Annotated in this window: 22 protein-coding genes and 2 pseudogenes; 10 read left to right on the top strand and 14 right to left on the bottom strand. The window is 73.9% G+C overall.

Translation table 11 applies throughout. The features are described from left to right. Window positions 1–24: 24 nt before the first annotated feature. Window positions 25–612, bottom strand: coding sequence for a general stress protein (locus tag MRQ36_RS23250; RefSeq protein ID WP_242798689.1), 588 nt, complete (start codon window positions 610–612; stop codon window positions 25–27). 133 nt (window positions 613–745) lie between these two features. Between MRQ36_RS23250 and MRQ36_RS23255 the strand changes: the two genes are divergently transcribed. Genes MRQ36_RS23255 through MRQ36_RS23265 form a run of 3 tightly spaced genes read left to right on the top strand, consistent with a single transcriptional unit; the run spans window position 746 to window position 3898 of the window. Further along, entirely contained in the window at window positions 746–2587 is a 1842-nt protein-coding gene (locus MRQ36_RS23255; RefSeq protein ID WP_242798691.1) for a glycoside hydrolase family 15 protein, read from the top strand. Further along, a complete protein-coding gene (locus MRQ36_RS23260; protein ID WP_242798694.1) occupies window positions 2584–3363 on the top strand; it encodes a glucose 1-dehydrogenase in 780 nt (259 codons plus the stop codon). The genes MRQ36_RS23255 and MRQ36_RS23260 overlap by 4 nt, the downstream gene beginning before the upstream one ends. Window positions 3364–3397: 34 nt before the next feature. Further along, window positions 3398–3898, top strand: a complete 501-nt coding sequence (locus MRQ36_RS23265; protein WP_242798696.1) for a metallophosphoesterase — start codon at window positions 3398–3400, stop codon at window positions 3896–3898. Between the two features lies 1 nt (window position 3899). On the opposite strand, the gene MRQ36_RS23270 is transcribed toward MRQ36_RS23265, so the two are convergent. Beyond that, window positions 3900–4121: a DUF3072 domain-containing protein gene (locus tag MRQ36_RS23270; RefSeq protein WP_242798700.1), complete on the bottom strand. Its 222-nt coding sequence runs from the start codon at window positions 4119–4121 to the stop codon at window positions 3900–3902. A 112-nt stretch (window positions 4122–4233) separates the two neighbouring features. On the opposite strand from MRQ36_RS23270, the gene MRQ36_RS23275 reads away from it, so the two are divergent. The 3 genes from MRQ36_RS23275 to MRQ36_RS23285 all read left to right on the top strand — a co-directional run bounded on the left by MRQ36_RS23275 (window position 4234) and on the right by MRQ36_RS23285 (window position 6297). After that, on the top strand, window positions 4234–5181 hold the full coding sequence (locus tag MRQ36_RS23275; protein ID WP_242801315.1) for an NAD(P)/FAD-dependent oxidoreductase: 948 nt from the start codon (window positions 4234–4236) through the stop codon (window positions 5179–5181). Between the two features lie 70 nt (window positions 5182–5251). Continuing rightward, window positions 5252–5782: an MEDS domain-containing protein gene (locus tag MRQ36_RS23280; RefSeq protein WP_242798702.1), complete on the top strand. Its 531-nt coding sequence runs from the start codon at window positions 5252–5254 to the stop codon at window positions 5780–5782. Continuing rightward, on the top strand, window positions 5779–6297 hold the full coding sequence (locus MRQ36_RS23285) for an ATP-binding protein (RefSeq protein ID WP_242798704.1): 519 nt from the start codon (window positions 5779–5781) through the stop codon (window positions 6295–6297). The genes MRQ36_RS23280 and MRQ36_RS23285 overlap by 4 nt, the downstream gene beginning before the upstream one ends. Here the strand turns inward: MRQ36_RS23285 and MRQ36_RS23290 are convergent. The 3 genes from MRQ36_RS23290 to MRQ36_RS23300 all read right to left on the bottom strand — a co-directional run bounded on the left by MRQ36_RS23290 (window position 6253) and on the right by MRQ36_RS23300 (window position 10518). Beyond that, window positions 6253–7542, bottom strand: a complete 1290-nt coding sequence (locus tag MRQ36_RS23290; protein WP_242798706.1) for a sodium:proton antiporter — start codon at window positions 7540–7542, stop codon at window positions 6253–6255. The two genes, MRQ36_RS23285 and MRQ36_RS23290, sit on opposite strands and share 45 nt — an antisense overlap. Before the next feature lie 132 nt (window positions 7543–7674). Beyond that, window positions 7675–8352, bottom strand: coding sequence for an HAD family hydrolase (locus tag MRQ36_RS23295; RefSeq protein ID WP_242798708.1), 678 nt, complete (start codon window positions 8350–8352; stop codon window positions 7675–7677). A 30-nt stretch (window positions 8353–8382) separates the two neighbouring features. Then, window positions 8383–10518, bottom strand: a complete 2136-nt coding sequence (locus MRQ36_RS23300; RefSeq protein ID WP_242798710.1) for a SpoIIE family protein phosphatase — start codon at window positions 10516–10518, stop codon at window positions 8383–8385. Between the two features lie 202 nt (window positions 10519–10720). On the opposite strand from MRQ36_RS23300, the gene MRQ36_RS23305 reads away from it, so the two are divergent. Next, window positions 10721–11572, top strand: a complete 852-nt coding sequence (locus MRQ36_RS23305; protein WP_242798712.1) for a hypothetical protein — start codon at window positions 10721–10723, stop codon at window positions 11570–11572. 57 nt (window positions 11573–11629) lie between these two features. Here MRQ36_RS23305 and MRQ36_RS23310 read toward each other — a convergent pair whose 3' ends face one another. Continuing rightward, window positions 11630–11992 carry a DUF6401 family natural product biosynthesis protein gene (locus tag MRQ36_RS23310; RefSeq protein WP_242798714.1) on the bottom strand — a complete coding sequence of 121 codons (363 nt, stop codon included), beginning with the start codon at window positions 11990–11992 and terminating at the stop codon, window positions 11630–11632. A gap of 164 nt (window positions 11993–12156) precedes the next feature. Here MRQ36_RS23310 and MRQ36_RS23315 point away from each other — a divergent pair, with 164 nt between their 5' ends. Continuing rightward, window positions 12157–12603 carry a hypothetical protein gene (locus tag MRQ36_RS23315; protein WP_242798716.1) on the top strand — a complete coding sequence of 149 codons (447 nt, stop codon included), beginning with the start codon at window positions 12157–12159 and terminating at the stop codon, window positions 12601–12603. Here MRQ36_RS23315 and MRQ36_RS23320 read toward each other — a convergent pair. From MRQ36_RS23320 to MRQ36_RS23340, 5 genes are all read right to left on the bottom strand, one after another. Further along, window positions 12600–12812: a hypothetical protein gene (locus MRQ36_RS23320; RefSeq protein ID WP_242798718.1), complete on the bottom strand. Its 213-nt coding sequence runs from the start codon at window positions 12810–12812 to the stop codon at window positions 12600–12602. The genes MRQ36_RS23315 and MRQ36_RS23320 overlap by 4 nt on opposite strands. A gap of 181 nt (window positions 12813–12993) precedes the next feature. Then, window positions 12994–13257 carry a hypothetical protein gene (locus tag MRQ36_RS23325; RefSeq protein ID WP_242798720.1) on the bottom strand — a complete coding sequence of 88 codons (264 nt, stop codon included), beginning with the start codon at window positions 13255–13257 and terminating at the stop codon, window positions 12994–12996. 121 nt (window positions 13258–13378) lie between these two features. Beyond that, window positions 13379–13840: an SRPBCC family protein gene (locus MRQ36_RS23330; protein ID WP_242798722.1), complete on the bottom strand. Its 462-nt coding sequence runs from the start codon at window positions 13838–13840 to the stop codon at window positions 13379–13381. Between the two features lie 52 nt (window positions 13841–13892). Further along, a complete protein-coding gene (locus tag MRQ36_RS23335) occupies window positions 13893–14309 on the bottom strand; it encodes a DUF2795 domain-containing protein (RefSeq protein ID WP_242798724.1) in 417 nt (138 codons plus the stop codon). Between the two features lie 65 nt (window positions 14310–14374). Then, window positions 14375–15352, bottom strand: coding sequence for a YihY/virulence factor BrkB family protein (locus MRQ36_RS23340; protein ID WP_242798726.1), 978 nt, complete (start codon window positions 15350–15352; stop codon window positions 14375–14377). Window positions 15353–15501: 149 nt separating this feature from the next. Between MRQ36_RS23340 and MRQ36_RS23345 the strand changes: the two genes are divergently transcribed. Continuing rightward, window positions 15502–15906 (top strand): ChaB family protein, encoded by a 405-nt coding sequence (locus tag MRQ36_RS23345; RefSeq protein WP_242798728.1) that lies wholly within the window; start codon window positions 15502–15504, stop codon window positions 15904–15906. Between the two features lie 60 nt (window positions 15907–15966). Here the strand turns inward: MRQ36_RS23345 and MRQ36_RS23350 are convergent. Further along, a pseudogene (locus MRQ36_RS23350) lies at window positions 15967–17399 on the bottom strand (aldehyde dehydrogenase). Window positions 17400–17471: 72 nt separating this feature from the next. Here MRQ36_RS23350 and MRQ36_RS23355 point away from each other — a divergent pair. Beyond that, window positions 17472–19087, top strand: a pseudogene (locus MRQ36_RS23355) (phytoene desaturase family protein). Between the two features lie 51 nt (window positions 19088–19138). Here MRQ36_RS23355 and MRQ36_RS23360 read toward each other — a convergent pair. Further along, the gene (locus MRQ36_RS23360) at window positions 19139–19906 is read right to left on the bottom strand and encodes a polyprenol monophosphomannose synthase (RefSeq protein WP_242798730.1); all 768 of its coding nucleotides are present in this window, start codon (window positions 19904–19906) and stop codon (window positions 19139–19141) included. Window positions 19907–19972: 66 nt separating this feature from the next. Beyond that, the gene (locus MRQ36_RS23365; RefSeq protein ID WP_308194905.1) at window positions 19973–20428 is read right to left on the bottom strand and encodes an SRPBCC family protein; all 456 of its coding nucleotides are present in this window, start codon (window positions 20426–20428) and stop codon (window positions 19973–19975) included. Window positions 20429–20617 lie beyond the last annotated feature (189 nt).

Genomic DNA, 20617 nt, shown 5'->3' on the forward strand with positions numbered 1-20617 from the left:
GCCGGGGCGTCATGCGGTCGCCGGTCAGCGGGCGGTCGCGCCGGTCGGGGTGAGGTGCATCCGACCCAGCAGTTGCCGCGCCTGCTCGGCCAGGCCGGCGTCCACGGTCACCGCGTACTGGCCGGCCCGCAGCGAACTGGCCGAGGTGAAGTCGCGTTGACCCCCGCTCATCGCGTGCGCCACCGCGCCGAACACCGCGCCCCAGATCGCACCGATCACCAACCCGACCAGGATCACCGCCACCCAGTTGCCGGCGGTGAAGATGCCGAACAGCAGGCCGATGAACAGGCCGAACCAGGCACCCGTACCGGCGCCGATCAGGGCCGCCCGGCCGGTCGTCAGTCGGCCCATCACGGTCTCCACCAGGGTCAGGTTCGTCCCCACGATGGCCGTGCGTTCCACCGGGAACCGGTTGTCGGCGAGATAGTCCACCACCCGCTGGGCCGACGGATAGTCCGGGTACGACCCGATCGTCACGCTCGGTGGACCCGCCTGCGGTCCGTGGCCGTCCCCGCTGGGCGCGGCCGGGCGGCCGGCCGGACCGGACGGGAGGTTGTCGTTGCCCGGCATCCCGGGTCGCCAGGCCGTGGTCGAGGTCGAGGGTCTGGTCATGAGCATCCTCCTTCGTCGACCTCCCGCCTTCCCGCCACCGCCGGGCGGTAACGCGTCCCGGGCCACCGACGGCCGCCCGGGATTGCCGGACCGGATCAGGTGTGCCGCTGCGGCGGCTCGGGTAGGCAGCACCGTGCCAGGGGGACGGATCAGCGCGCACGGGTTTCTCGCCGACGGTCGCAGCGCGGTGCTGGTGGACCGGGACGGCGCGGTGAACTGGTGGTGCCCCGCCCGGTTCGACGGGCCGTCGGTCTTCGGGCGGTTGCTCGACGACCGGGCCGGGCACTGGAGCATCCGGCCGGTCGACGCGTACACCACGGAGCGGTCCTATCTGGACGACTCGCTGGTGCTGCGGACGGTCTTCACCACCCGTACCGGGACGGTCGCGGTGACCGACGCGCTCGCGCTGGAACCCGGCGCGCGGGGCCACGACATCGGCCTGCGCTCGCCCCGGGTCCTCGCCCGGCTCGTCGAGGGGCTCGCCGGTGAGGTGCCGGTGCGGGTCGACTACCAACCCCGCTTCGAGTACGGCCGGGTCCGTGGCTACCTCACCGACACCGGCGGCGTGATCGGGGCGACCGCCGGCGCGACCCGGCTCGACCTGCGCAGCGACACCCCGCTGCACTGCGCCGAGGGCGGCGCCACCGGCGGCTTCACCGCCCGCGCCGGTTCCGTCCACCGCTTCACCCTCGGGTACGCCCCGACCTACGACGGCGGGGAACCCGCCCTGCCCGACGCCGACCGGGTGGTCGCCGACGCCGTCGCCGGCTGGCGGTCCTGGGCCGACCTGCACGACTACCGTGGTCTGTACCGCGACCAGGTCCGGCGCAGCGCGCTGGTGGTGCAGGGGATGACCTACCAGCCCAGCGGCGCGATCGTCGCGGCGGCGACCACCTCGCTCCCCGAACAGCTCGGCGGCGACCGCAACTACGACTACCGCTACGTCTGGGTCCGCGACTTCAGCCTCACCCTCCAGGCGCTCTGGCGGGCCGCCTGCCCCGACGAGGCGAACCGCCAGTTCGCCTGGGTGGCCCGCGCGATGGGCCGGATCGACGACGCGCCGGTGCCCATCATGTACGGCGTCGAGGGCGAGCGGGACCTCACCGAACACCCCCTCGACCACCTCGCCGGCTACGCCCACAGTCGACCGGTCCTGGTGGGCAACGACGCCTGGCGGCAGCGGCAGACCGACGTGCTCGGCGAGATCCTCGACGCCGCCTGGCTGATGCGGCACTACCTGGACCCGATGTCGCCCGAGGTGCGTCACCTGCTGCACGCCCTGGCCGACCAGGCGGTGCTCGACTGGCACCGGCCGGACGCCGGGATGTGGGAGGCGCGGGACGCCGAACGGCACTACCTGTCGTCCAAGGTCCAGTGCTGGACCGCGCTGGACCGGGCGGTCCGCTTCGGGCCCCGGATCGGCGAGCCGGCCGACGTGGCGCGCTGGGCGACGGCCCGGGACGAGGTACGCGCGGCGGTGCTGAGCCGGGGCTGGAACGAGCGGCTGGGCGCGTACACCGGGGCCTTCGACTCCGACGAGCTGGACGCCTCGGTGCTGATCATGCCGCTGGTCGGTTTTCTCCCGGCGGACGACCCCCGGATGCGCGCCACGGTGGACGTGGTGGAGCGGGAGCTGTCCCGCGACGGCCTGCTGCGGCGCTGGGACGGCGACCCCGCCGGCTTCGTCATCTGCTCGTTCTGGCTGGTCGGCTGCCTCGCCGAGGCCGGCGACCTGGACCGGGCCCGGCGGCTGTTCGACCAGCTCGCGGCGCGGGTGAACGACCTCGGGCTCTATGCCGAGCAGATCGACCAGGCCACCGGCGAGCAGCTCGGCAACTTTCCCCAGGCCTTCTCGCACATCGGCCTGATCAACGCCGCCGGGCGGCTCACCGAGGCCGCCGAACGACTGGGCGCGACCGCCGCGCCGGCCCGACACCCGAGCGGTGCGGGCGCCACGGAGGGGGCACGCAGATGACCGGACGACTCACCGGACGGACCGCCATCATCACCGGTTCCGACTCGGGCATCGGACAGGCCACCGCGATCGAGTTCGGTCGGGAGGGCGCCGACGTGGTGGTGCACTACCTGGAGGACCACGCCGGGGCGAACCACACGAAGGCGGAGATCGAGAAGACCGGCCGGCGGGCCGTCGTGGTGCAGGGCGACATCAGCGTCGAGCACCAGGTCGAGGCGATGTTCGACGAGGCCCTCGCCGAGTTCGGCACCCTCGACATCCTGATGAACGACGCCGGGGTGGACGCCTCCGGCATCCCGGTCGTCGACCTGGACACCGAGACCTGGGACCGGGCCATCCGCACCAACGTGTACGGCACGTTCTTCTGCTCGCGCCGGTTCGTCCGGCACCGCCGCGACCAGGGCGGACACGGGAAGATCATCAACATCACCTCGATCCACCAGGAGGTGGCCCGGGCCGGGGGCGCCGACTACGACTCCAGCAAGGGCGCGATGCTCGAGTTCGCCAAGAGCCTCGCCCTGGAGGTCGCCCCGATGCACATGAACGTCAACAACATCGGACCGGGCATGGTGCTCACCCCGTTCAACCAGCGGGCCATCGACGACCCGGGCTATCTGGAGGAGCAGGTGCAGAGCATCCCCTGGAAGCGGGCCGCGCAGCCGGCGGAGATCGCCAAGCTCGCCGTCTTCCTGGCCAGCGACGACGCCGACTACGTGACCGGGTCGACGTACTTCATGGACGGGGGCCTCATGCAGAACCAGGGTCAGGGCGCCTGAGCCGACGAACCGGCGGCCCTGGCAGGATCGACGGATGCAGCTGGTGATCACGGCCGACACGCACGTACCGAAGCGGGCGCGCGACCTGCCGGCGCCGCTGTGGGTCGCGATCGACGCCGCCGACGTGGTGCTGCACGCCGGGGACTGGGTGGACGTGGCGTTGCTCGACGCGGTCGAGGCCCGGGCCCGGCGGCTGGTCGGGGTGTACGGCAACAACGACGGGCCGGCGCTGCGTGCCCGGCTGCCCGAGGTGGCCCGGGTCGAGTTGGCCGGCCTGCGGGTGGCGGTGGTGCACGAGACCGGCCCGAAGGACCGTCGCGAGGAGCGCTGCGCCGCCCGTTTCCCCGACTGCGACCTGCTGGTCTTCGGTCACTCGCACATCCCGTGGGACAGCGTCGCCCCGGGCGGTCTGCGGCTGCTCAACCCGGGCTCGCCGACCGACCGGCGGGCCCAGCCGTGGTTCACCTGGCTGACCGCGCGGGTGGCGGCGGGGCGGCTCGACGAGGTCGAGCTGCACCGCCTGCCCCCGCGCTGAGTCACTGCCCGCGTCCGGTCTCCTCCTGGAGCTCGTCGATCCGCCGGGACGCCTCCGCCTTGGTCAGGTCGTCCGGCACCTCGGTGCCGGCCTCCCGGGCCAGGGTGTGCAGGTACGACTGCTGAGCGGCGGTCGGCGGTTCCTCGCCGGTCACCCACTCGTCGGGGTCCTTGATGGCGGCCTGCGGGTTCGCGCCGTCCGTGCTGCTGTTGCGGTCAGCCATGATGATCACCTCTCCTCGAACAGGTGTACCAGTACCCCGGGTGTCGGCCCTTCATGCCGGCCGCGACGTCGCCGCCGCATACGATCATCCGGTGACGGCGGGACGAGCGGGTGTGGTGGTGGTCGGCGCGGGAATCGCCGGGGTGGCGTGCGCGACCGAGCTGGCCGCGGCCGGCATCCCGGTGGAGATCCGGGAGCGGGCCCGGGTGGTCGGCGGGCGGATGGCCAGCAAACGCTTCGACGGCCGGCCCGCCGACCTCGGCGCGGCGTACTTCACCGTCAGCGACCCCGACTTCGCCGTCGTGGCGCAGCGCTGGCAGGCCGCCGGGCTGGCCCGCGAGTGGACCGACACCTTCGTCGCGTACGGGCCGGACGGCCGGCGGGAGGTGCCCGGGCCGACCCGCTGGGCCGCCCCGCGCGGCCTGCGTTCGCTCGTAGAACACCTGGCCCGGGACCTGCCGGTGGTGCTCGACCGGCTGGTGCTCGGCGTGGCGCCCGGCCCGGCGGTGGACGGCCGGTCGTGCGAGGCGGTGGTGCTCGCCATGCCCGGCCCGCAGGCGGCCCTGCTACTCGACCCGGCGCTGGCCGACGCCACCCGGGCGGTGGCCGGTCAGCGCTGGTCGCCCGCGCTGACCGGGGTGCTGCGCTTCCCCGCCCGCCGCTGGGCCGACTTCCGGGGCGCCTTCGTCAACGACCACCCGGTGCTGAGCCTGGTCTGCGACGACGGCGACCGGCGCGGTGACGGCGCACCGGTGCTGGTCGCCCACACCACCGCCGAGTTCGCCGCCGGGCACCTGCTCCAGCCCTCCGCCGCCGGCCCGGCCGTCGAGCAGGCCGTCCGGGACCTGCTCGGCCTGCCCGAACCGGCCGCGCTGACCCATGTGCACCGCTGGACGTACGCGAAGCCGACGACCGGCGACGAGGGCACGTATCATCTCGACGCCGATGGCGTCGGGATCGCCGGCGACGCCTTCGGCAAGCCCCGGGTGCAGAGCGCCTGGCGCTCCGGCCGGGACCTGGGCCGGGCCCTCGTCCACCGGCTGCTCGCGGACGGTCGCTGACCGACCCCGCTGTGCGAGGCATCATGGTCGCCTGCGGGTATCGTGGCGAGGCGGGGGAGGTGCGCGCGAGGTGGACGCAGCCGGCGGTCGACCGGGGGAGATGGTGACCGGGGACGGCCGGTCGTCGTCGTACCCGCCGGACGGCCTGCGGCACGACGCGCTGCTCTACGACGACGACCGCGACTACCTAGACGCGATCCGGGCCTTCGTGGCCGACGGCCGGGCCCGCGGCGAGCCCGTCCTGGTCGCCGTCCCCACCCACCGGCTGGCACCGGTCCGGTCGGCCCTCGCCGCGCTCGACGGGGTCGAGTTCGCCGACCTGGCCGTGCTCGGCCGGAACCCCGCCGCGATCGTCCCCACCGCGCTGCACCGCTTCGTCCGCCGCTTTCCCGGCCGCCGGCTGCGGATCATCGGCGAGTCGCTCTGGCCGGAACGGCCCCCGGCGACCCACCGGCACTGCGTGGAGCACGAGGCCGCGCTGGAGTTGGCGTTCGCCGGGCTCCCGCTGGCCGCCCGCTGCCTCTTCGACCGCACCCGACTGCCCGCCGCCGCGCTCGCCGACATCCGCCGCACCCACCGCTGGCTGACCGCGCGGGGGTGACCCGGATCAGCCCGGACCACCAGCCGCCCCACGACGTGCTGGCCGGGCCCGCCGGTCCGCTCCCGGCACCCCCGCCGGACGCGGTGACCCGGCCCGTGGCGGCGAGCGGCCTCGCCGCGCTGCGCCGCGCGGTCGCCGCCGTGGCCACCGCCGCCGGCCTCGCCGCCGAGCGGGTCGACGACCTGCGGATCGCGGTCACCGAACTGGCGTCGAACGCGCTGACCCACGCCGCGCCGCCGGCCACCGCGCGCTGCTGGGTGACGTCGGGTGAGCTGCTCTGCGAGGTGACCAGTCGCGGCGAGCTGCGCGACCCGCTCGCCGGCCGGGTGCCGCCGCCGGCCGGCAGCGTACGGGGGCGGGGCCTGCTCCTGGTCCAGCAGCTGTGCGACCTGGTGGACATCCGCACCACGGACGGCGTGACCACCGTGCGGCTGCACCTGGCCCTGCCGGCCGACCCGCGCGGACCGGCGTCAGCCCCGGGCACCGCCCAGGGCGGGCGTGCGCTCGCTCTCTGACGGGTCCTGTGTCCGGTCACCCGCCCGGTCGAGCAGCTGCATCACCGGAGTCGCCGCGATGCCGTGCACCACCACCGAGACGATCACCACCAGGCCGACCGTGGCCCAGATCAGCTCGGCTTGCGGGAAGTCGGTCTTGCTGGTGGCGTACGCGAGGTAGTAGAACGAGCCGACGCCCCGGATCCCGAACAGGGCGATCACCCAGTGTTCGGCCGGCCGGCCGGGTGCCCCGCGCAGCGCCAGCCAGCCGGTCAGCGGCCGGATCACGAAGACCAGGGCCAGCCCGACCAGCGCCGCCTTCCAGGTCAGCGGGGCGAGCAGACCACCGATCACCGCACCGCCGAAGAGCAGCAGCAACAGCACGGTGAGCAGCCGCTCGATCTGCTCGGCGAAGTCGTGCAGCACCGAGTGGAACTCGTGGGTCCGCTCGGCGGCCCGGATCGCCCGGGCGGCGACGAAGACGGCCAGGAAGCCGTACCCGCCCACCACCTCGACCAGCCCGTACGCCAGGAAGGTGGCGGCCAGCGCGAGGAAGCCCTCCGCGTGCCGGGCCAGCCGCAGCTCGCTCGGCGCCCGGAAGAAGAGCTTGCCGAGCAGCCAGCCGATGAGCAGCCCGCCGCCGACGCCGACGGTCAGCTTCCAGAGCACGTCGACCGTGAACCAGTGCGCCATCCAGTCGCGGGGGGCGAGGCTGGTGGTGGCGATCGCGATGGCCGCGTACACGAAGGGGAAGGCCAGGCCGTCGTTGAGCCCCGCCTCGGAGGTCAGCGCGAAGCGCACCTCGTCCTCGGAGTCCTCCGCGTCGGTCGGCTCGCCCACCTGCACGTCCGCGGCGAGCACCGGGTCGGTGGGGGCGAGCGCGGCGCCGAGCAGCAGCGCGGCGGCCGGCACCAGGCCCGCCCACCACCAGCCCAGCAGGGCCACCGCCGCGATGCAGAGCGGCATGGCGATGGCCAGCAGCCGCCACGTCGACGACCAGCGGGACCAGCTGAGCGGACGGTCGATCTTCAGGCCGGCGCCCATCAGGGCGACGATCACCCCGACCTCGGTGAGATGGGTGGTGATCTCCGGCCAGCGCAGCGGGTCGGGCGTGGGCAGGCCGGTGGGGAGCAGGAAGACCAGCATCCCCAGGCCGAGGAAGGCGATCGGCATGGAGAGCGGTCGGCGCTCCAGCAGGCGCGGCAGGATCCCTGCCAGCAGGGCGCCGACACCCACCAGCGCGAACGCGACATCCACCGGTTCCACGGCACCACCCTTCCCGCCGCCCGCGGCGCGGGCAGGTGGTCCCCTGTGCCCCGTGCCGCCGTCGGCTAAGCCTGGGTGTCCGGCTTGTCCCGGGTGGGTCCGGTCACGCCCCGACCGGAGTGCCGGGGTGGCTCACCGGAGGTCGGCGATGGCGCTCTCGCCGAGACCGGCCAGCAGCGCGGCCGGGTCGTCGTAGACCGCCACCGCGCCCGCGCCGGCCAGCTCGGCCCGGCCGGTGCCGCCGCAGGTCAACCCGATGCAGGGGATGTCCAGCTTGCCGGCCGCCGCCACGTCCCACACCGAGTCGCCGACGAAGACCACCCGGTCCGCCCGCAGCCCGGACTGCTCCAGCGCGGCCACCAGGATGTCCGGTGCCGGCTTGCTCTCCTGCGCGTCGGCGGCGGAGGTGACCGTGTCGATCACGTCGTCGGCGTCGATGACCTTGCGCAGCGCCGTCGCCTCGTGCTCGGCCGCCGAGGTGGCCAGCACCACCCGGAGCCCCCGCGCCGCGCAGGCCCGCAGCAGCTCCACCGCGCCGGGCAGCGGCGCCAACCGCTGCCAGTACTCGGCGTAGAGGCTGTCGTGCGCGTCGCGCAGCCTGCCGTCGCCGTCCCGGTCGCGTTCCGGGCCCAACAGGTGGTCGAGGAGCTTGTCCGAGCCCATCCCGATGGACCGGTGGATGTGCGTCATCGGCACCAGGTGGTCGGCCTGACGCAGCGCCTCCCACCAGCTCACGGTGTGCAGATAGGTGGTGTCGACGAGGGTCCCGTCCACGTCGAGGAGGACGCCGCTGCGGTTGTCGGAAGGCATGCCCGTCCTCCTACCCCGTCGACGCGCGCCTCACCCGGCCGGGACGAGGATCTCGAACCAGACGGTCGAGCCGCGCACCGTCGGGTCGGTGCCCCACGCGTCGCTCAGCTCCTCGATCAGCCCCAGACCGCGCCCCCGGCTGCTCAGGGTGTCGGTCTGGGCCCGGGTCACCGTGCCCCGGGTGCCCGAGTCGGCCACCGAGACCAGCAGCCGTTCGGCGCTCAGGTCGATCTCCACCCGGGCCGCCGTGCCGGCGTGCAGCAGGGCGTTGGTGGTCAGCTCGCTGGTGCACAGCACCGCCGCCCCGATCACGCCCTCCGGCACCCGCCACTCGGTGAGCTGGGCGGTCAGCCAGTGCCGGACCCGGCTCGGGGCGGTCGGCTCGGCCGGGACCTCCATGCTCGCGGAGCGGCTCGGCTTGACCGCGTGCTCCACCGCCAGCACGGCCACGTCGTCCTCGGTGGCACCGGGCACCGCGGCGGTGGCCACCGCGCAGAGCGCCCGCGGGTCGCCGCTGCTCGCGCCGCTGAGCGCGTCGCCCAGGCCGCCCAGCCCGTCGGCGAGGCCCTGCCACCGTCGCTCGACGACCCCGTCGCTGTAGAGCAGCAGGGTGTCGCCCGGGGTGAACGGCACGGTGACGGTGCCGGGCCGGCTGTCCAGCCCCAGCGGCGCCCCGGGCGGCACGTCGACGTACTCGGCGACCGGCGGGCCGTCCGGCGGGCAGCGGCGGATCAGTGGTGCGGGATGGCCGGCGCTGGCCAGCGTGACCGTCCCGCGGTCCACCTCGATCACGCCGAAGACCACCGTGACGAAGAGTTCGTGCGTACCCGACTCGACGCCCAGGCTGGTCACCAGCCGGTCCAGGCCGGCGAGCACCGCGTCCGGTCGTGGGTCGGACAGGGCGAGGGCCCGTAGCGCCGCCCGGACCTGACCCATCCGCGCGGCGGCCCGCAGGTCGTGACCGGCCACGTCGCCGAGCACCACCGCCAGCGCCCCGGAGGGCAGCACGAACGCGTCGTAGAAGTCGCCGCCGGCGGCGTTGCCGTCCACGCCGGGCTCGTAGCGGGCGGCGATCCGCAGCCGGGGCAGGTCCGGCAACTGGTCCGGCAGCATGCTGCGCTGCAACAGCTGGGCGGTCCCGTGCTGGGTCTCGAACCGGCGGGCCCGCTCGGCGGCCTGACCGACCAGCTCCGCCGAGGCGGCGAGCAGCGCCCGTTCTGCCGCCGACCAGGTGTGCGGCAGTTGGTAGCCGACGGTCAGGGCACCCCGGATCACCGTGGACCGCAGCGGCAGCGCGGCGATCGCCCGGATCTTCTCGTCGTGCCGGTCGGCGGCGTTCTCCCGCAGCGGCTGCCCGTCGGAGGCGAAGTACGGCACCCCGCTGCGCGCGGTCGTCACCACCGGGAACGGCGACTCGGCCGTCATCCGTCGCCACAGCGGCGGCAGCCGCTCGTCCGCCTCGTCGAGCAGCTCCCCGCGGATCCGCCGGACCATCCGCCAGGCCGAACCCTCGTCCACCGCGAGTGACACCCGGTCGGCGTCGAAGGAGTCGATGCAGTAGCGCAGCGTCACCCGGGCGACGTCGTCCAGGGTGAGCGTGCCGGAGAGCGCGGCGGCGAACTCGCTCAGGCTCTGCAGCTGCTGGGTGAGCTGCGTGGTCTGGGCGGCGACGGTGAGCACCCCGATGATCCGGCCGGCGCTGTCCCGGACGGGGGAGTGGCCGCGGGTGAAGACCGCCGGTTCGCCCGTGCCGTCGGGCAGGTGCCGGTGGATCGGGAGCACGGCCTCCCGGGCGAGGAAGGACTCGCCGTTGCGGTACGCCCGCTGGAGCACCTCGCCGGTGCCCGGGTCGTCCCAGATGTCGGCGAAGACCTCCGCCGCGGGCCGGCCCAGCGCCTCGGGGTGCCGCCCGCCGATCAGTTCGGCGTAGCCGTCGTTGTAGAGCATCACCAGGTCGTCGCCGTAGAGCAGGGCCATCGGCACCGGCGAGGCGACGATGAGCTCCACCACCGCGCGGAGTGCCGGGTCCCAGCGCTGCGGCGGGCCGAGCGGGGTGTCGGCCCACGGGTGGGCGAGCACGGACGCGGAGCCGGTGACCCCGGGCTCCGCTGCTGTTCGCGTCGCGGGAGCCGATGGTGTGGGGACCCGCCCGACCGTGCCTGGCATGGACGCAGCCTAACCGGAGCGTCGGCGGCACGTTCCGATCATGCCCGGTGACCGCCGGTCCGAGCCGCTGGCCACGGACATAGCAGCAGGTCAGGGCCGGTTTCGGGGGAGGTGTCGGGAAATTGCTGACGGCCGGTGCGGCGTGCTGACGGAACGACCGGGTATGCGGGCGTCGCAATTCACGCGACAGGAAGGGACACCCATGCCTAGGACCGTCGCGGTCGGGCAGGCCGACATCGGTGCCGCCCTGACCGATTTCTGGAGGTCGGTGCTGCTCTTCATCCCGAGGGCCATCGCGTTCGTCGTGATCCTCGTGGTGGGGTGGCTCATCGCCCGAGCCGTCCTCAAGATCGTGGACGCGGCACTGGAACGGGTGGGATTCGACCGTGCGGTCGAACGTGGTGGCATCAAACGCGCACTCGAGAGAACGAAGTACGACGCCAGCGACATCCTGGCCAAACTGGCCTACTACGCGGTGCTGCTGTTCACCCTGCAGTTCGCCTTCGGGGTGTGGGGACCGAACGCGATCAGTGACCTGATCCGAGGAGTGATCTCCTGGCTGCCGCGGGCCTTCGTGGCGATCGTCATCGTGGTGGTCGCCGCCGCCATCGCCAACGCCGTCCGGGACCTCATCACCGGCGCGCTGGGCGGGCTCTCCTACGGCAAGGTCCTCGCCGACCTGACGGCGATCTTCATCCTGGCGCTCGGCGTGATCGCCGCGCTCAACCAGGTGGGCATCGCCACCACGGTCACCACGCCGGTGCTGATCGCGGTGCTCGCCACGGTGGCCGGCATCCTGATCGTCGGCGTCGGCGGTGGTCTGGTCAAGCCGATGCAGAACCGCTGGGACGGCTGGCTCGACCGGGCCGCCGAGGAGTCCCGGGCGATCCGCGAGCAGCGGCAGGCGCAGGGGGCGGGGCGCAGCGACTACGAGCGCCAGATGGCCGACCGGGGCGGGCAGCGTACCCAGGTCATGCCGGAGTCCTCGATGACCGGCACCCGGCCGATGGGCTCGGGCGAGCAGACCCAGCAGTTCCGGCGGCCGAACGGCTGAGCCGGGGGGTGCGAGGCAGGGTGTCCGCGGGGCGATCGCGGGCACCCTGCGCCGTGCTCAGGCCAGGTACCGCGGGTCCAGCGAACGGGCCAGCGCGCAGACCCCCAGCAGTCGCAGCCGCAGCCAGTCCGGCTCCGCCCAGTCGGTCCCGTCGGCCGGCGGCTGCCAGCCGTGCTCCAGGGCCGCCGCGCGGACCCCCTCGGCGTAGCCGGCGAGCGCGGCCACCGTCAGCGGCCGGCGGTCGCCGCCGAGGCTGTCGCGTACGGCGGCCGCGTGCTGGTCCACCAGGGCCAGCAGGCCGGGACGGGCGGCGGCCGCGGCGAGGCCCGTGGTGCCGACGGAGGAGGTGAGCACGGCGAGGGCGGACCGCGCGGAGCTTGCGGCGGTACGGGTCGCGACCCGGTTGTACGGCACACGCATGGTGACCGAGGCTAATCGTCGCGCGACCGGTGCGACCTCGGCCGACCGGCCGATGACCGGATCCGCCGCCGGTCGGCGGGGTTCCCCCGGGGGGATTGACCCGGCCGGGACGGGGCAGAAGGGAAACCACGCGAACCCGCGCAGCCGATCCCGGGAGGACCGCAATGGGACACGTCGACGGACCCGACGAGGCGCACCGCCGCCCGGCCGGCGTGAGCGACGACACGGTCGCGGCGCTGGGCAAGCTGAGCGAGGCCCTGGAGACCGTCGAGCGGGTACGCGGGCACCTCTACTCGCTGCACCAGCTCGTCGGGCACGCCGACCTGATGCTCGACGACGCGGTCGAGCTGTTCCGCAAGGCCGGACACGAGGCGATCGCCGACCGGATCGGACGGGACCTGCTCGGCCGTAACGTGATCGCCGGACGCTGGACGTTCCAGATCGTCGAGGACTTCGACGACGGCTACTACGCCCTCTTCCGGGAGCTGGACCGGCAGGCCCGCGACGAGTTGGTCGACGGCCGACGCCACCTGTACGAGGCGGAGATGAAGGAACGCCGGCGGACCCGCGGCTGGCCGGGGCACGAGGCGCGCCCCGGCGCGGACGGCTAGTCGGAGGAGCGGGCCTGCGCCGGCTGCCGCCGGGCGGCGTCGTCCGCGATGATCACGGTGGCCACCATCAGCGCGACGCAGAGGCTGAACAGCCAGGAGCTGTCCGCGACGAACTTCGCGGCGACGGGTGCCTGGATGGCGGCGAGCAGGAAGCCCAGCCAGGCCAGGCGACGCTGACGTGGGGTGAGGATGCCGGAGCCCTGTTGCATTCCGAAAGTCTTGCGCGAAGCACCCGCTCTGCCGTCACCCGTTCGGCCGATTCTGGATGGGCTGTCCGTTTCTCGACCCGCCCGGACCGTAATTCTTGCCGTTCCGGGGGACGCGGCAGCGACTGTTCCGTGTTAAAGGTGACCGGACGACGCCGGGCGCCGGTGGCGCCCGGCGTCCGGCTCACATGGTGTCCGGGCCGGTCCGTCCGGTGGTCGACGGCCGGTACGCCCGGTCCGCGTCGGTCATCTCGCGCCGCTCGGCCTCCGGGCCGGCACCCCGGTCCACCGCCTCCGGACCGTGTCCGAACGCGGCCTCCTCCCCGGCGTCGTTGCCGGTGACGTCGTCGGCCTGCCCGTCCAGGGTCGACCGGGCGACCGCCCGGTCCAGCTCGTGCAGGGGAGTGCGGTCCTCGTCGCGCCAGACGTGGCTGTCGTTGTCGGTCATTCCGTTGCGGTACCCGGGGGCGATGATCGCAAACGGCCGCCGCCGGCCCGGCTGCCGACGCACGACGACGGCCGCCGGATCACCGGCGGCCGTCGGACGTGTGGTCAGCGGGGGTACGTGCTCACGGGGTCGGCCGGTCGACCGAGCCCCGCCAGGCCCCGGTCTCCTGACCGCGTCGCTCGATGAACTGCTTGAACCGCTCCAGGTCGCCCTTGGCGCGGCGGTCGACGACGCCGAGCTTGTCGCCCGCCTTCTCGACCACGCCGTGCGGCTCGAACTCCAGCTGCAGGGTGACCCGGGTGTCGTTCTCGTCCAACCGGTGGAAGGTCACCACGCCGGCGTGCTGGGTGCCGCCGGTGGACTTCCAGGCGACCCGCTCGTCGGGCAGCTGCTCGGTGATCTCGGCGTCGAACTCGCGCTTGACCCCGGCGATCTCCACCGTCCAGTGGGTCATCGTGTCGGAGAGCTGCCGGACCTCCTGGACACCCTCCATGAAGTGGGGGAACTCCTCGAACTGGGTCCACTGGTCGTACGCGGTCCGGATCGGGACGGAGACGTCCACGTGCTCCATTACGCCGCTCATCAGGATTTCCTCCTCTGCCGCCGGTGACGCTCCGGATCGTGGGCCGATCCGGTCACCAGCGCGTCGTCTCGTTCTTGTGCCCGAGGGCGGCCCACACCTCGGAAATCGTCTGGTAACGGGTGCCCTCCGGCAGTCGCTCCAACGCCGCCACGATGTCGGCCGGGGCCTCGTTCTCGCGGGCGTTGGCGACCAGCGCGTCGCGGTCACCGGGCAGGGCGGTCGTCGTGATGAACCGGCCGAGGCGGCTGCGCGCCTCGACGTCCTGGGAGCTCATGCCCTGCGGGGCACCGCTGCGCAGCTCGCCGGCCGGGGCGGTGGTCGCCTCCGGCTGGTCCTCGCCGGCCGGCTCCGGCTGACGGAACTCGTCCACCCGGGAGCCGCCGGTCCCCGGTCCCTGGACGAGCCCGCTGACCTCCTGGCTCATCTGCTCGTCGACCCTGGGTGAGTGCTTGCTGCTGCCACGTTCCATGCCGTCAGGGATGCCCGGGCGGGCGGCCGGTAAACCGGGGCCGGGCCGTGAAGCCGGTCATCCGGTCACGAATCGGCCGGGGCCCGGGGCGGCAGCACCGGCTCACCCGGGTCACCGGCACCCGACTGGAGCACCCGGCCGCGCTGCAGTTCCGCATTCACCTGGACGCCCAGCATCAGCGCGCAGTTGGACAGGTAGAGCCACACCAGGAAGGCGATGACCGCGCCCAGGCTGCCGTAGGTGACGTCGTACGAGCCGAAGTTCGACACGTAGAGGCCGAAACCGAAGGAGGCGAGCACCCAGGCGACCAGGGCCAGGCCGCCGCCCGGGGTGAGCCAGCGGAACCGGGGCTGCCGCACGTTCGGGGCGATCCAGAACAGCAGCGACAGCAGCGCCATCACCAGCAGGGCGAGCGCCGGCCACTTCGCCACGCCCCACACCGTGCGGGCCAGCCCGCCGGCGTGCACCAGGTCGCCGACCGCGTCCGCGACCGGACCGCTGACGATCAGGCCGAGCGCCACCACGGCCAGCAGCAGCAGCGACAGCGCGGCCATGCCGATCTGCAACGGCCGCAGCCGGTAGAAGGGGCGGCCCTCCTCGACGCCGTAGATCGCGTTGGAGGCCCGGGTGAACGCCCCGATGAAGCCGGACGCCGACCACAGCGCGCCGAGCAGACCGAAGCTGAGCAGCACCCGCGCCGAGCTCTGCTGGTCGACCACGCCGCGGATCACGTCGACGAAGCCCTCGTTGCCGACCACCGAGCCGGCGCCCACGTCACGGGCCAGCCCGATCACGGTGTCCACGGTGCGCTCCCCGTCGGAGACGAGCCCGACCAGCGCGACCACCACGATGGTGGCGGGGAAGAGCGCCAGCACCCCGTAGTAGGTGAGCGCGGCGGCCCAGTCCGCGCAGTTGTCCTTGACGAAGTTCCGGCCGCTGCGGACCAGCACCCCGCGCCAGGTCGCCCAGCTCAACTGGCGGATGCGCCGGGGGAACCGGGCCCGCTGCCGGTCGGTGACCACCGGCTGACTCGTCGCTGCCATGACCGCTCCCTGTGTCCCGCGCCCGGGCGCACCCCCGCCGCGTGCCAGAGCCGGTACCCCGGGCGAAAAATCGACAAACGGTATGCCGGTTTGTCCCGGTCCCGGGCGGGAACCCCAGGAGGTGACCCAGCGACGCGGAGGAGGACGAGATGCCCGGGCGCGAGGTACTGCCCAGCACGCTGCGGCGCTCCCCGGAGAAGGCCCAGCGCACGTGGGAGAAGACGCACGACTCGGCGGTGGAGACGTACGGCGAGGGGGAGCGGGCCCACCGCACCGCCTTCGCCGCGGTGAAGCACGAGTTCGAGAAGGTCGGTGACCACTGGGAGCCGAAGGGCCGCAAGGGCCCCAGCGACCGGCAGGCGGCGGGCGGCGGCCCGGCCCGGCGGGCACCCACCGCGGGCGGTGTGGACGCCAACGCCACCAAGGACCACCTGATGGCGGTGGCGAAGAAGCTCGACGTGCCGGGCCGGTCCCGGATGACCAAGCCGGAACTGGTCAAGGCCATCGAGAAGGCGAACACCAACGCGACCCGCAAGGCGCGCGGCGGCCGCTGACGTACGACACACGGGAGCCCGGGACCGGCTGGTCCCGGGCTCCCGTCGTCGGTCGACGGGTCACCAGTGGCCGCCGCCCGGAGCCTCGATGTGCACCGCCTTGACCGTGCTGAACTCGTCGAGCAGCTCGGGGCCGTACCCGAAGCCCTGGCCGCTGCCCCGGCGCGGCTGCGCGGCACCGCCCGGCGCGCCCCCGAAGACCGCGTTGACCTTCACCGTGCCGACCGGCAGTTCCCGCCAGGCCCGCTGGGCGTGGCTCATCGACCCGGTGAGCACCGTGGCCGCCAGCCCGTACGGCGAGTCGGCGGCGCAGCGCAGCCCCTCGCTGAACGAGTCGACCACGACCACCGGGGCGACCGGCCCGAACGTCTCCTCGCGGACCAGCGTCATCTCGTGCCGGCAGTCGGTCACCACGGTGGCCGGATAGAACGCCCCGGGGCCGTCCGGCACCGTCCCGCCAGTCCGCACCTGCGCCCCCTCGGCCACCGCGGCGGTGACCTGACCGTGCACGTGGTCCCGGTGCCGCCGGTCCACCAGCGGACCGAGCTGCGTCCGCGGGTCGGTGCCGGCGCCGACGGTGAGCGCCTCGGCCCGCTGGACCAGCGCCGTCACGAAGTCCTCCGCCACCTCCCGGTGCACGTAGATCCGTTCCACCGCGACGCAGATCTGCCCGGCGTTGGCGAAACAGCCCAGGGCCGCCTGCTCGGCCGCCCAGACCGGGTCGACGTCGGCGTCCACCACCAGCGGGTCGCTGCCACCGTTCTCCAGCAGCACCTTCGCGCCGGTGCGGGCGCCGGCGGCGGCGATCGCCCGGCCGGTGGCGGTGGACCCGACGTGGGCCACCACGTCGACCTCCTGGCCGGCCAGCGCCGCACCCACCTCGGGACCACCGGTGAGCAGGGAGAGCACCCCGGCCGGCAGCGCCGAGTCGAGGGCCTTGGCCAGTAGCCAGCCGGTCCCGGGGGTCCGCTCGCTCGGCTTGTACAGCACCACGTTGCCGGTGACCAGGGCGGCGCCGAGCAGCCCGCAGGAGACCGCCACCGGGTCGTTCCAGGGGGTGATCGCGGCGACCACGCCCCGCGGTTCGGGTGCCATGAAGTCGATCGCGGCGGAGCCGCCGTGCAGCGTCCGGCCGCCCCGGACCGGGCCGAGTTCCGCATACTGTCGCAGGGTGCCGACGCCGGCCGCGACGCCGCCGCGGGCGTCGTCCAGCGGCTTGCCCATCTCGGCCGTGGTGGCCCGGGCCAACTCCTCGGCGGCGGCCTCCACCGCGTCCGCGGCCCGGTGCAGCGCCGCGGCCGCTCGGCCGGGGCGGTCGCCGCCCACTCGGCCGCCGCGTCGCGCACGGCCTCGACCACCTTGGCCACCTCGTCCGCCGTCGCCACCGGCACCGTGGTCACCGGGGAGCCGTCGGCCGGATCGGGTACGACCAGCTCGCCTCCCGCGCCCCCCGCGCCCCACACTCCACCTATGAGCTGCGCAACCGTGTACATGCGGCAGTGGATGCCCCGGTCCCGTCGAGGCAAACGCGTTTCGCCCGGTAACCGGCCGGGTAGGCGGATCGGATGACTTCGACCGGCATCTCGACCGGTCCGGAGAGCGCGGACGCCGTCGTCATCGGCGCCGGGCACAACGGACTGGTCGCCGCCAACCTGCTGGCCGACGCGGGCTGGGACGTGCTCGTGCTGGAGGCGACCCAGGCCCCCGGTGGCGCGGTCCGTTCCGCCGAGGTCACCGCCCCGGGCTATCTCAGCGACCTCTACAGCTCCTTCTACCCGCTCGGGTACGCCTCGCCGGTGCTGCGCGGCCTGGACCTGGACCGGCACGGGCTCACCTGGACGCACGCGCCCGACGTGCTGGCGCACCTGCTGCCCGACGGCCGGGCCGCCGTGGTCAACCGGGACCCGGACGTCACCGCCGCGTCGCTGGAGGCGTTCGCGCCCGGCGACGGGGACCGCTGGCGCAACGCGTACACGGACTGGCGGGAGGTGTCCGGGCCGATGCTCGACACCATCACCACGCCGTTCCCGCCGGTGCGGGGTGGGCTGACCCTGCTGCGGAGGCTGCGCGTCGGCGGGGCGCTGCGGCTGGCCCGCCGCCTCGTGGTGCCGGTACGCAAGCTCGGCGACGAACTCTTCGAAGGGGCCGGCGGGCCCGCGCTGCTGGCCGGCTGCGCCCTGCACACCGACCTGTCCCCCGAGGAGGCCGGCTCCGGGGTGTACGGCTGGCTGCTCGCCATGCTCGGTCAGGAGGTCGGCTGGCCGGTGCCGGTCGGCGGGGCCCAGAAGATCACCGACGCCCTGGTGTCCCGGTTGATCGAGCGGGGCGGCCGGATCAGCTACGGCGCCCACGTCGACCGGGTGCTCACCGCGCGGGGTCGCGCGATGGGCGTACGGACGGTCGGGGGCGCGACCTGGCGGGCCCGCCGGGCGGTGCTCGCCGACGTGCCCGCCCCGGCGCTCTTCCTGGATCTCGTCGGTGCGGCGGCGCTGCCGCCCCGGATGGTGGAGGACCTGGCCCACTTCAAGTGGGACGGCTCGACCCTCAAGGTCGACTGGGCGCTCTCCGCGCCGGTGCCGTGGAAGAACCGGTCGGTGGCCACCGCCGGCACCGTGCACCTGGGCGCGGACCTCGACGGGCTGACCACCTACTCCGCCGAGTTGGCCCGGGGTGAGGTGCCGCGTGACCCGTTCCTGCTGGTGGGGCAGATGTCGGTGGCCGATCCGAGCCACTCGCCGCCCGGCACGGAGTCGCTCTGGTCGTACACCCACCTGCCGTTCCGGCGCGAGTGGCGGGCCGAGCAGATCGCGGAGCACGTGACCCGCATGGAGGAGGTGCTGGAGGAGGCCGCGCCCGGGTTCCGGTCGCTGATCGTGGGCCGGCACGTGGCCGGTCCGGCCGACCTGGAGAAGGGCGACCCGAGCCTGGTCGGCGGGGCGCTCGGCGGCGGCACCGCGGCCGCGTACCAGCAGCTCTTCCTGCGGCCGATTCCCGGCCTGGGCCGCGCGGACACCCCGGTGGACCGGCTCTTCCTGGCCAGTTCGTCGGCGCACCCCGGCGGCGGCGTGCACGGCGCGCCGGGGGCGAACGCCGCCCGGGCGGCCCTGGCCGCGACCGCGCGCTCACCGGCGGCCTGTACGCCGGTGCGATCGGCGCGGCGCACCGGACGATCTACCGCTGAACGCCCCGGCCGAGGTCTGGCCGGGGCGTTCCGTCGTCCTGTCGGGACCGGTCAGTTCTCGATGTTGCGGTGCCGGGAGCGCAGCTTGAACGGCATCAGCGCGCTCTCGACCTTGGTGGCGGTGGTCATCTTCGACGCGCCCTCGCGGCGCTCCTCGAAGCGGATCGGCACCTCCAGGATGGTGTGCCCGAGCTTCGTGGCGAGGTAGTGCATCTCCACCTGGAAGCTGTAACCGTTGGACTGCACGCGCGCCAACCCGATGTCGCGCAGCGCGTCGGCCCGCCAGATCTTGAAGCCCGCGGTGAGGTCACGGATCCGCACCCGCAGCAGGGTGTGCACGTACAGGTTGGCCCAGCCGCTGAGCGCGCGCCGGTAGAGCGGCCAGTTCTCGTCGAGCTGTCCACCGGGCACGTAACGGGAACCGATCACCACGCCGGCCTGCGTCGACAGGAGCGCGCCCAGCATCCCCGGCAGCGCCTCCGGCGGGTGCGACAGGTCCGCGTCCATCTGCGCCACGTACTCCGCGCCGCCGTCCAGGGCCCGCCCGATGCCGTCCACGTACGCCCGGCCCAGGCCCTCCTTGCCGGCCCGGTGCACCACCTGGATCCGGTCCGGGTGCTCGATGGCCAGCTTGTCGGCCACCTCGCCGGTCCCGTCCGGGGAGTTGTCGTCGGCAACCAGCACCTTGAGCCCCGGCAGCGGGAGCGCGAGGAGCCGCTCGACCAGCACCGGGAGGTTACCCGCCTCGTTGTAGGTGGGAACGACGACGGTCAGGCGCACGTCCCGCCAGGGAGAAGGCAACTGAACGGGTTCGATCATCACGGACATCCTCGGTTTGCCGACAGGGTTCACCGAAGAGGGTATCGAGTGGTCTCCCCGACGTCGTCAGCGACGCCCGCGCAGCGCGTCGGAGCCCTTCTGCCGGGTGGCGATGTCGGAGAGCCGGTTCAGCGTCTCCTTGTTGCGCTGGTGCAGCACCAGGTCGTTGAGCTTGTTGCGGACCCAGCGCAGCGGCCCCGCGGCGAAGTCCTCGCCGATGCGTACCCGGGTGGCGTGCTCGTCCACCGGTTCCAGGGTGAAGACCACGATCGCCTCACCGGCCGGCCAGAGTCCCGCCTTGATGACCATCTTGCGCGGCGGCTCGCAGACCAGCACCGTCGAGGAGTCCTGCAACGAGAACGGCCACGGCCCGGCCCGGTGGTGCAGCTGAGCGCCCACCCGGGGCCAGGCGTCGTCGACGTCCCGCACGTGCGCGGTGCCGACCACCCAGTCGCTGTAGGTCCATCCGTCAGCGAGGACGTCGAAGACCTGCTGCGGGGAAGCCTGGATCACTTTCTCCACGATCGCCACCGTCCTCCAGTACCCCTGCCCGGTCGGCCCGTAACAGGCCCGCCGGGTTAGCTTCTCCCGGGCGGCGGGTATCGCCGGACCGGGCCGGCGGCAGTCGACGGCCGGCCGGCGACGACGCGGGGCCGGGCCGGGCGAAGATGATGTTTACTCCTCGGGGCGTCGGGAACCCGCCCGCCGTGC

Source organism: Micromonospora sp. R77, from assembly GCF_022747945.1.
Taxonomy (GTDB): Bacteria; Actinomycetota; Actinomycetes; order Mycobacteriales; family Micromonosporaceae; genus Micromonospora.

Excerpts from the sequence above, each read along its gene's own strand:
- MRQ36_RS23250 (WP_242798689.1), bottom strand. The coding sequence starts at position 612 with ATGACCAGACCCTCGACCTCGACCACGGCCTGGCGACCCGGGATGCCG.
- MRQ36_RS23260 (WP_242798694.1), top strand. The coding sequence starts at position 2,584 with ATGACCGGACGACTCACCGGACGGACCGCCATCATCACCGGTTCCGAC.
- MRQ36_RS23265 (WP_242798696.1), top strand. The coding sequence starts at position 3,398 with ATGCAGCTGGTGATCACGGCCGACACGCACGTACCGAAGCGGGCGCGC.
- MRQ36_RS23270 (WP_242798700.1), bottom strand. The coding sequence starts at position 4,121 with ATGGCTGACCGCAACAGCAGCACGGACGGCGCGAACCCGCAGGCCGCC.
- MRQ36_RS23295 (WP_242798708.1), bottom strand. The coding sequence starts at position 8,352 with ATGCCTTCCGACAACCGCAGCGGCGTCCTCCTCGACGTGGACGGGACC.
- MRQ36_RS23300 (WP_242798710.1), bottom strand. The coding sequence starts at position 10,518 with ATGCCAGGCACGGTCGGGCGGGTCCCCACACCATCGGCTCCCGCGACG.
- MRQ36_RS23305 (WP_242798712.1), top strand. The coding sequence starts at position 10,721 with ATGCCTAGGACCGTCGCGGTCGGGCAGGCCGACATCGGTGCCGCCCTG.
- MRQ36_RS23310 (WP_242798714.1), bottom strand. The coding sequence starts at position 11,992 with ATGCGTGTGCCGTACAACCGGGTCGCGACCCGTACCGCCGCAAGCTCC.
- MRQ36_RS23315 (WP_242798716.1), top strand. The coding sequence starts at position 12,157 with ATGGGACACGTCGACGGACCCGACGAGGCGCACCGCCGCCCGGCCGGC.
- MRQ36_RS23320 (WP_242798718.1), bottom strand. The coding sequence starts at position 12,812 with ATGCAACAGGGCTCCGGCATCCTCACCCCACGTCAGCGTCGCCTGGCC.
- MRQ36_RS23325 (WP_242798720.1), bottom strand. The coding sequence starts at position 13,257 with ATGACCGACAACGACAGCCACGTCTGGCGCGACGAGGACCGCACTCCC.
- MRQ36_RS23330 (WP_242798722.1), bottom strand. The coding sequence starts at position 13,840 with ATGAGCGGCGTAATGGAGCACGTGGACGTCTCCGTCCCGATCCGGACC.
- MRQ36_RS23335 (WP_242798724.1), bottom strand. The coding sequence starts at position 14,309 with ATGGAACGTGGCAGCAGCAAGCACTCACCCAGGGTCGACGAGCAGATG.
- MRQ36_RS23340 (WP_242798726.1), bottom strand. The coding sequence starts at position 15,352 with ATGGCAGCGACGAGTCAGCCGGTGGTCACCGACCGGCAGCGGGCCCGG.
- MRQ36_RS23345 (WP_242798728.1), top strand. The coding sequence starts at position 15,502 with ATGCCCGGGCGCGAGGTACTGCCCAGCACGCTGCGGCGCTCCCCGGAG.
- MRQ36_RS23360 (WP_242798730.1), bottom strand. The coding sequence starts at position 19,906 with ATGATCGAACCCGTTCAGTTGCCTTCTCCCTGGCGGGACGTGCGCCTG.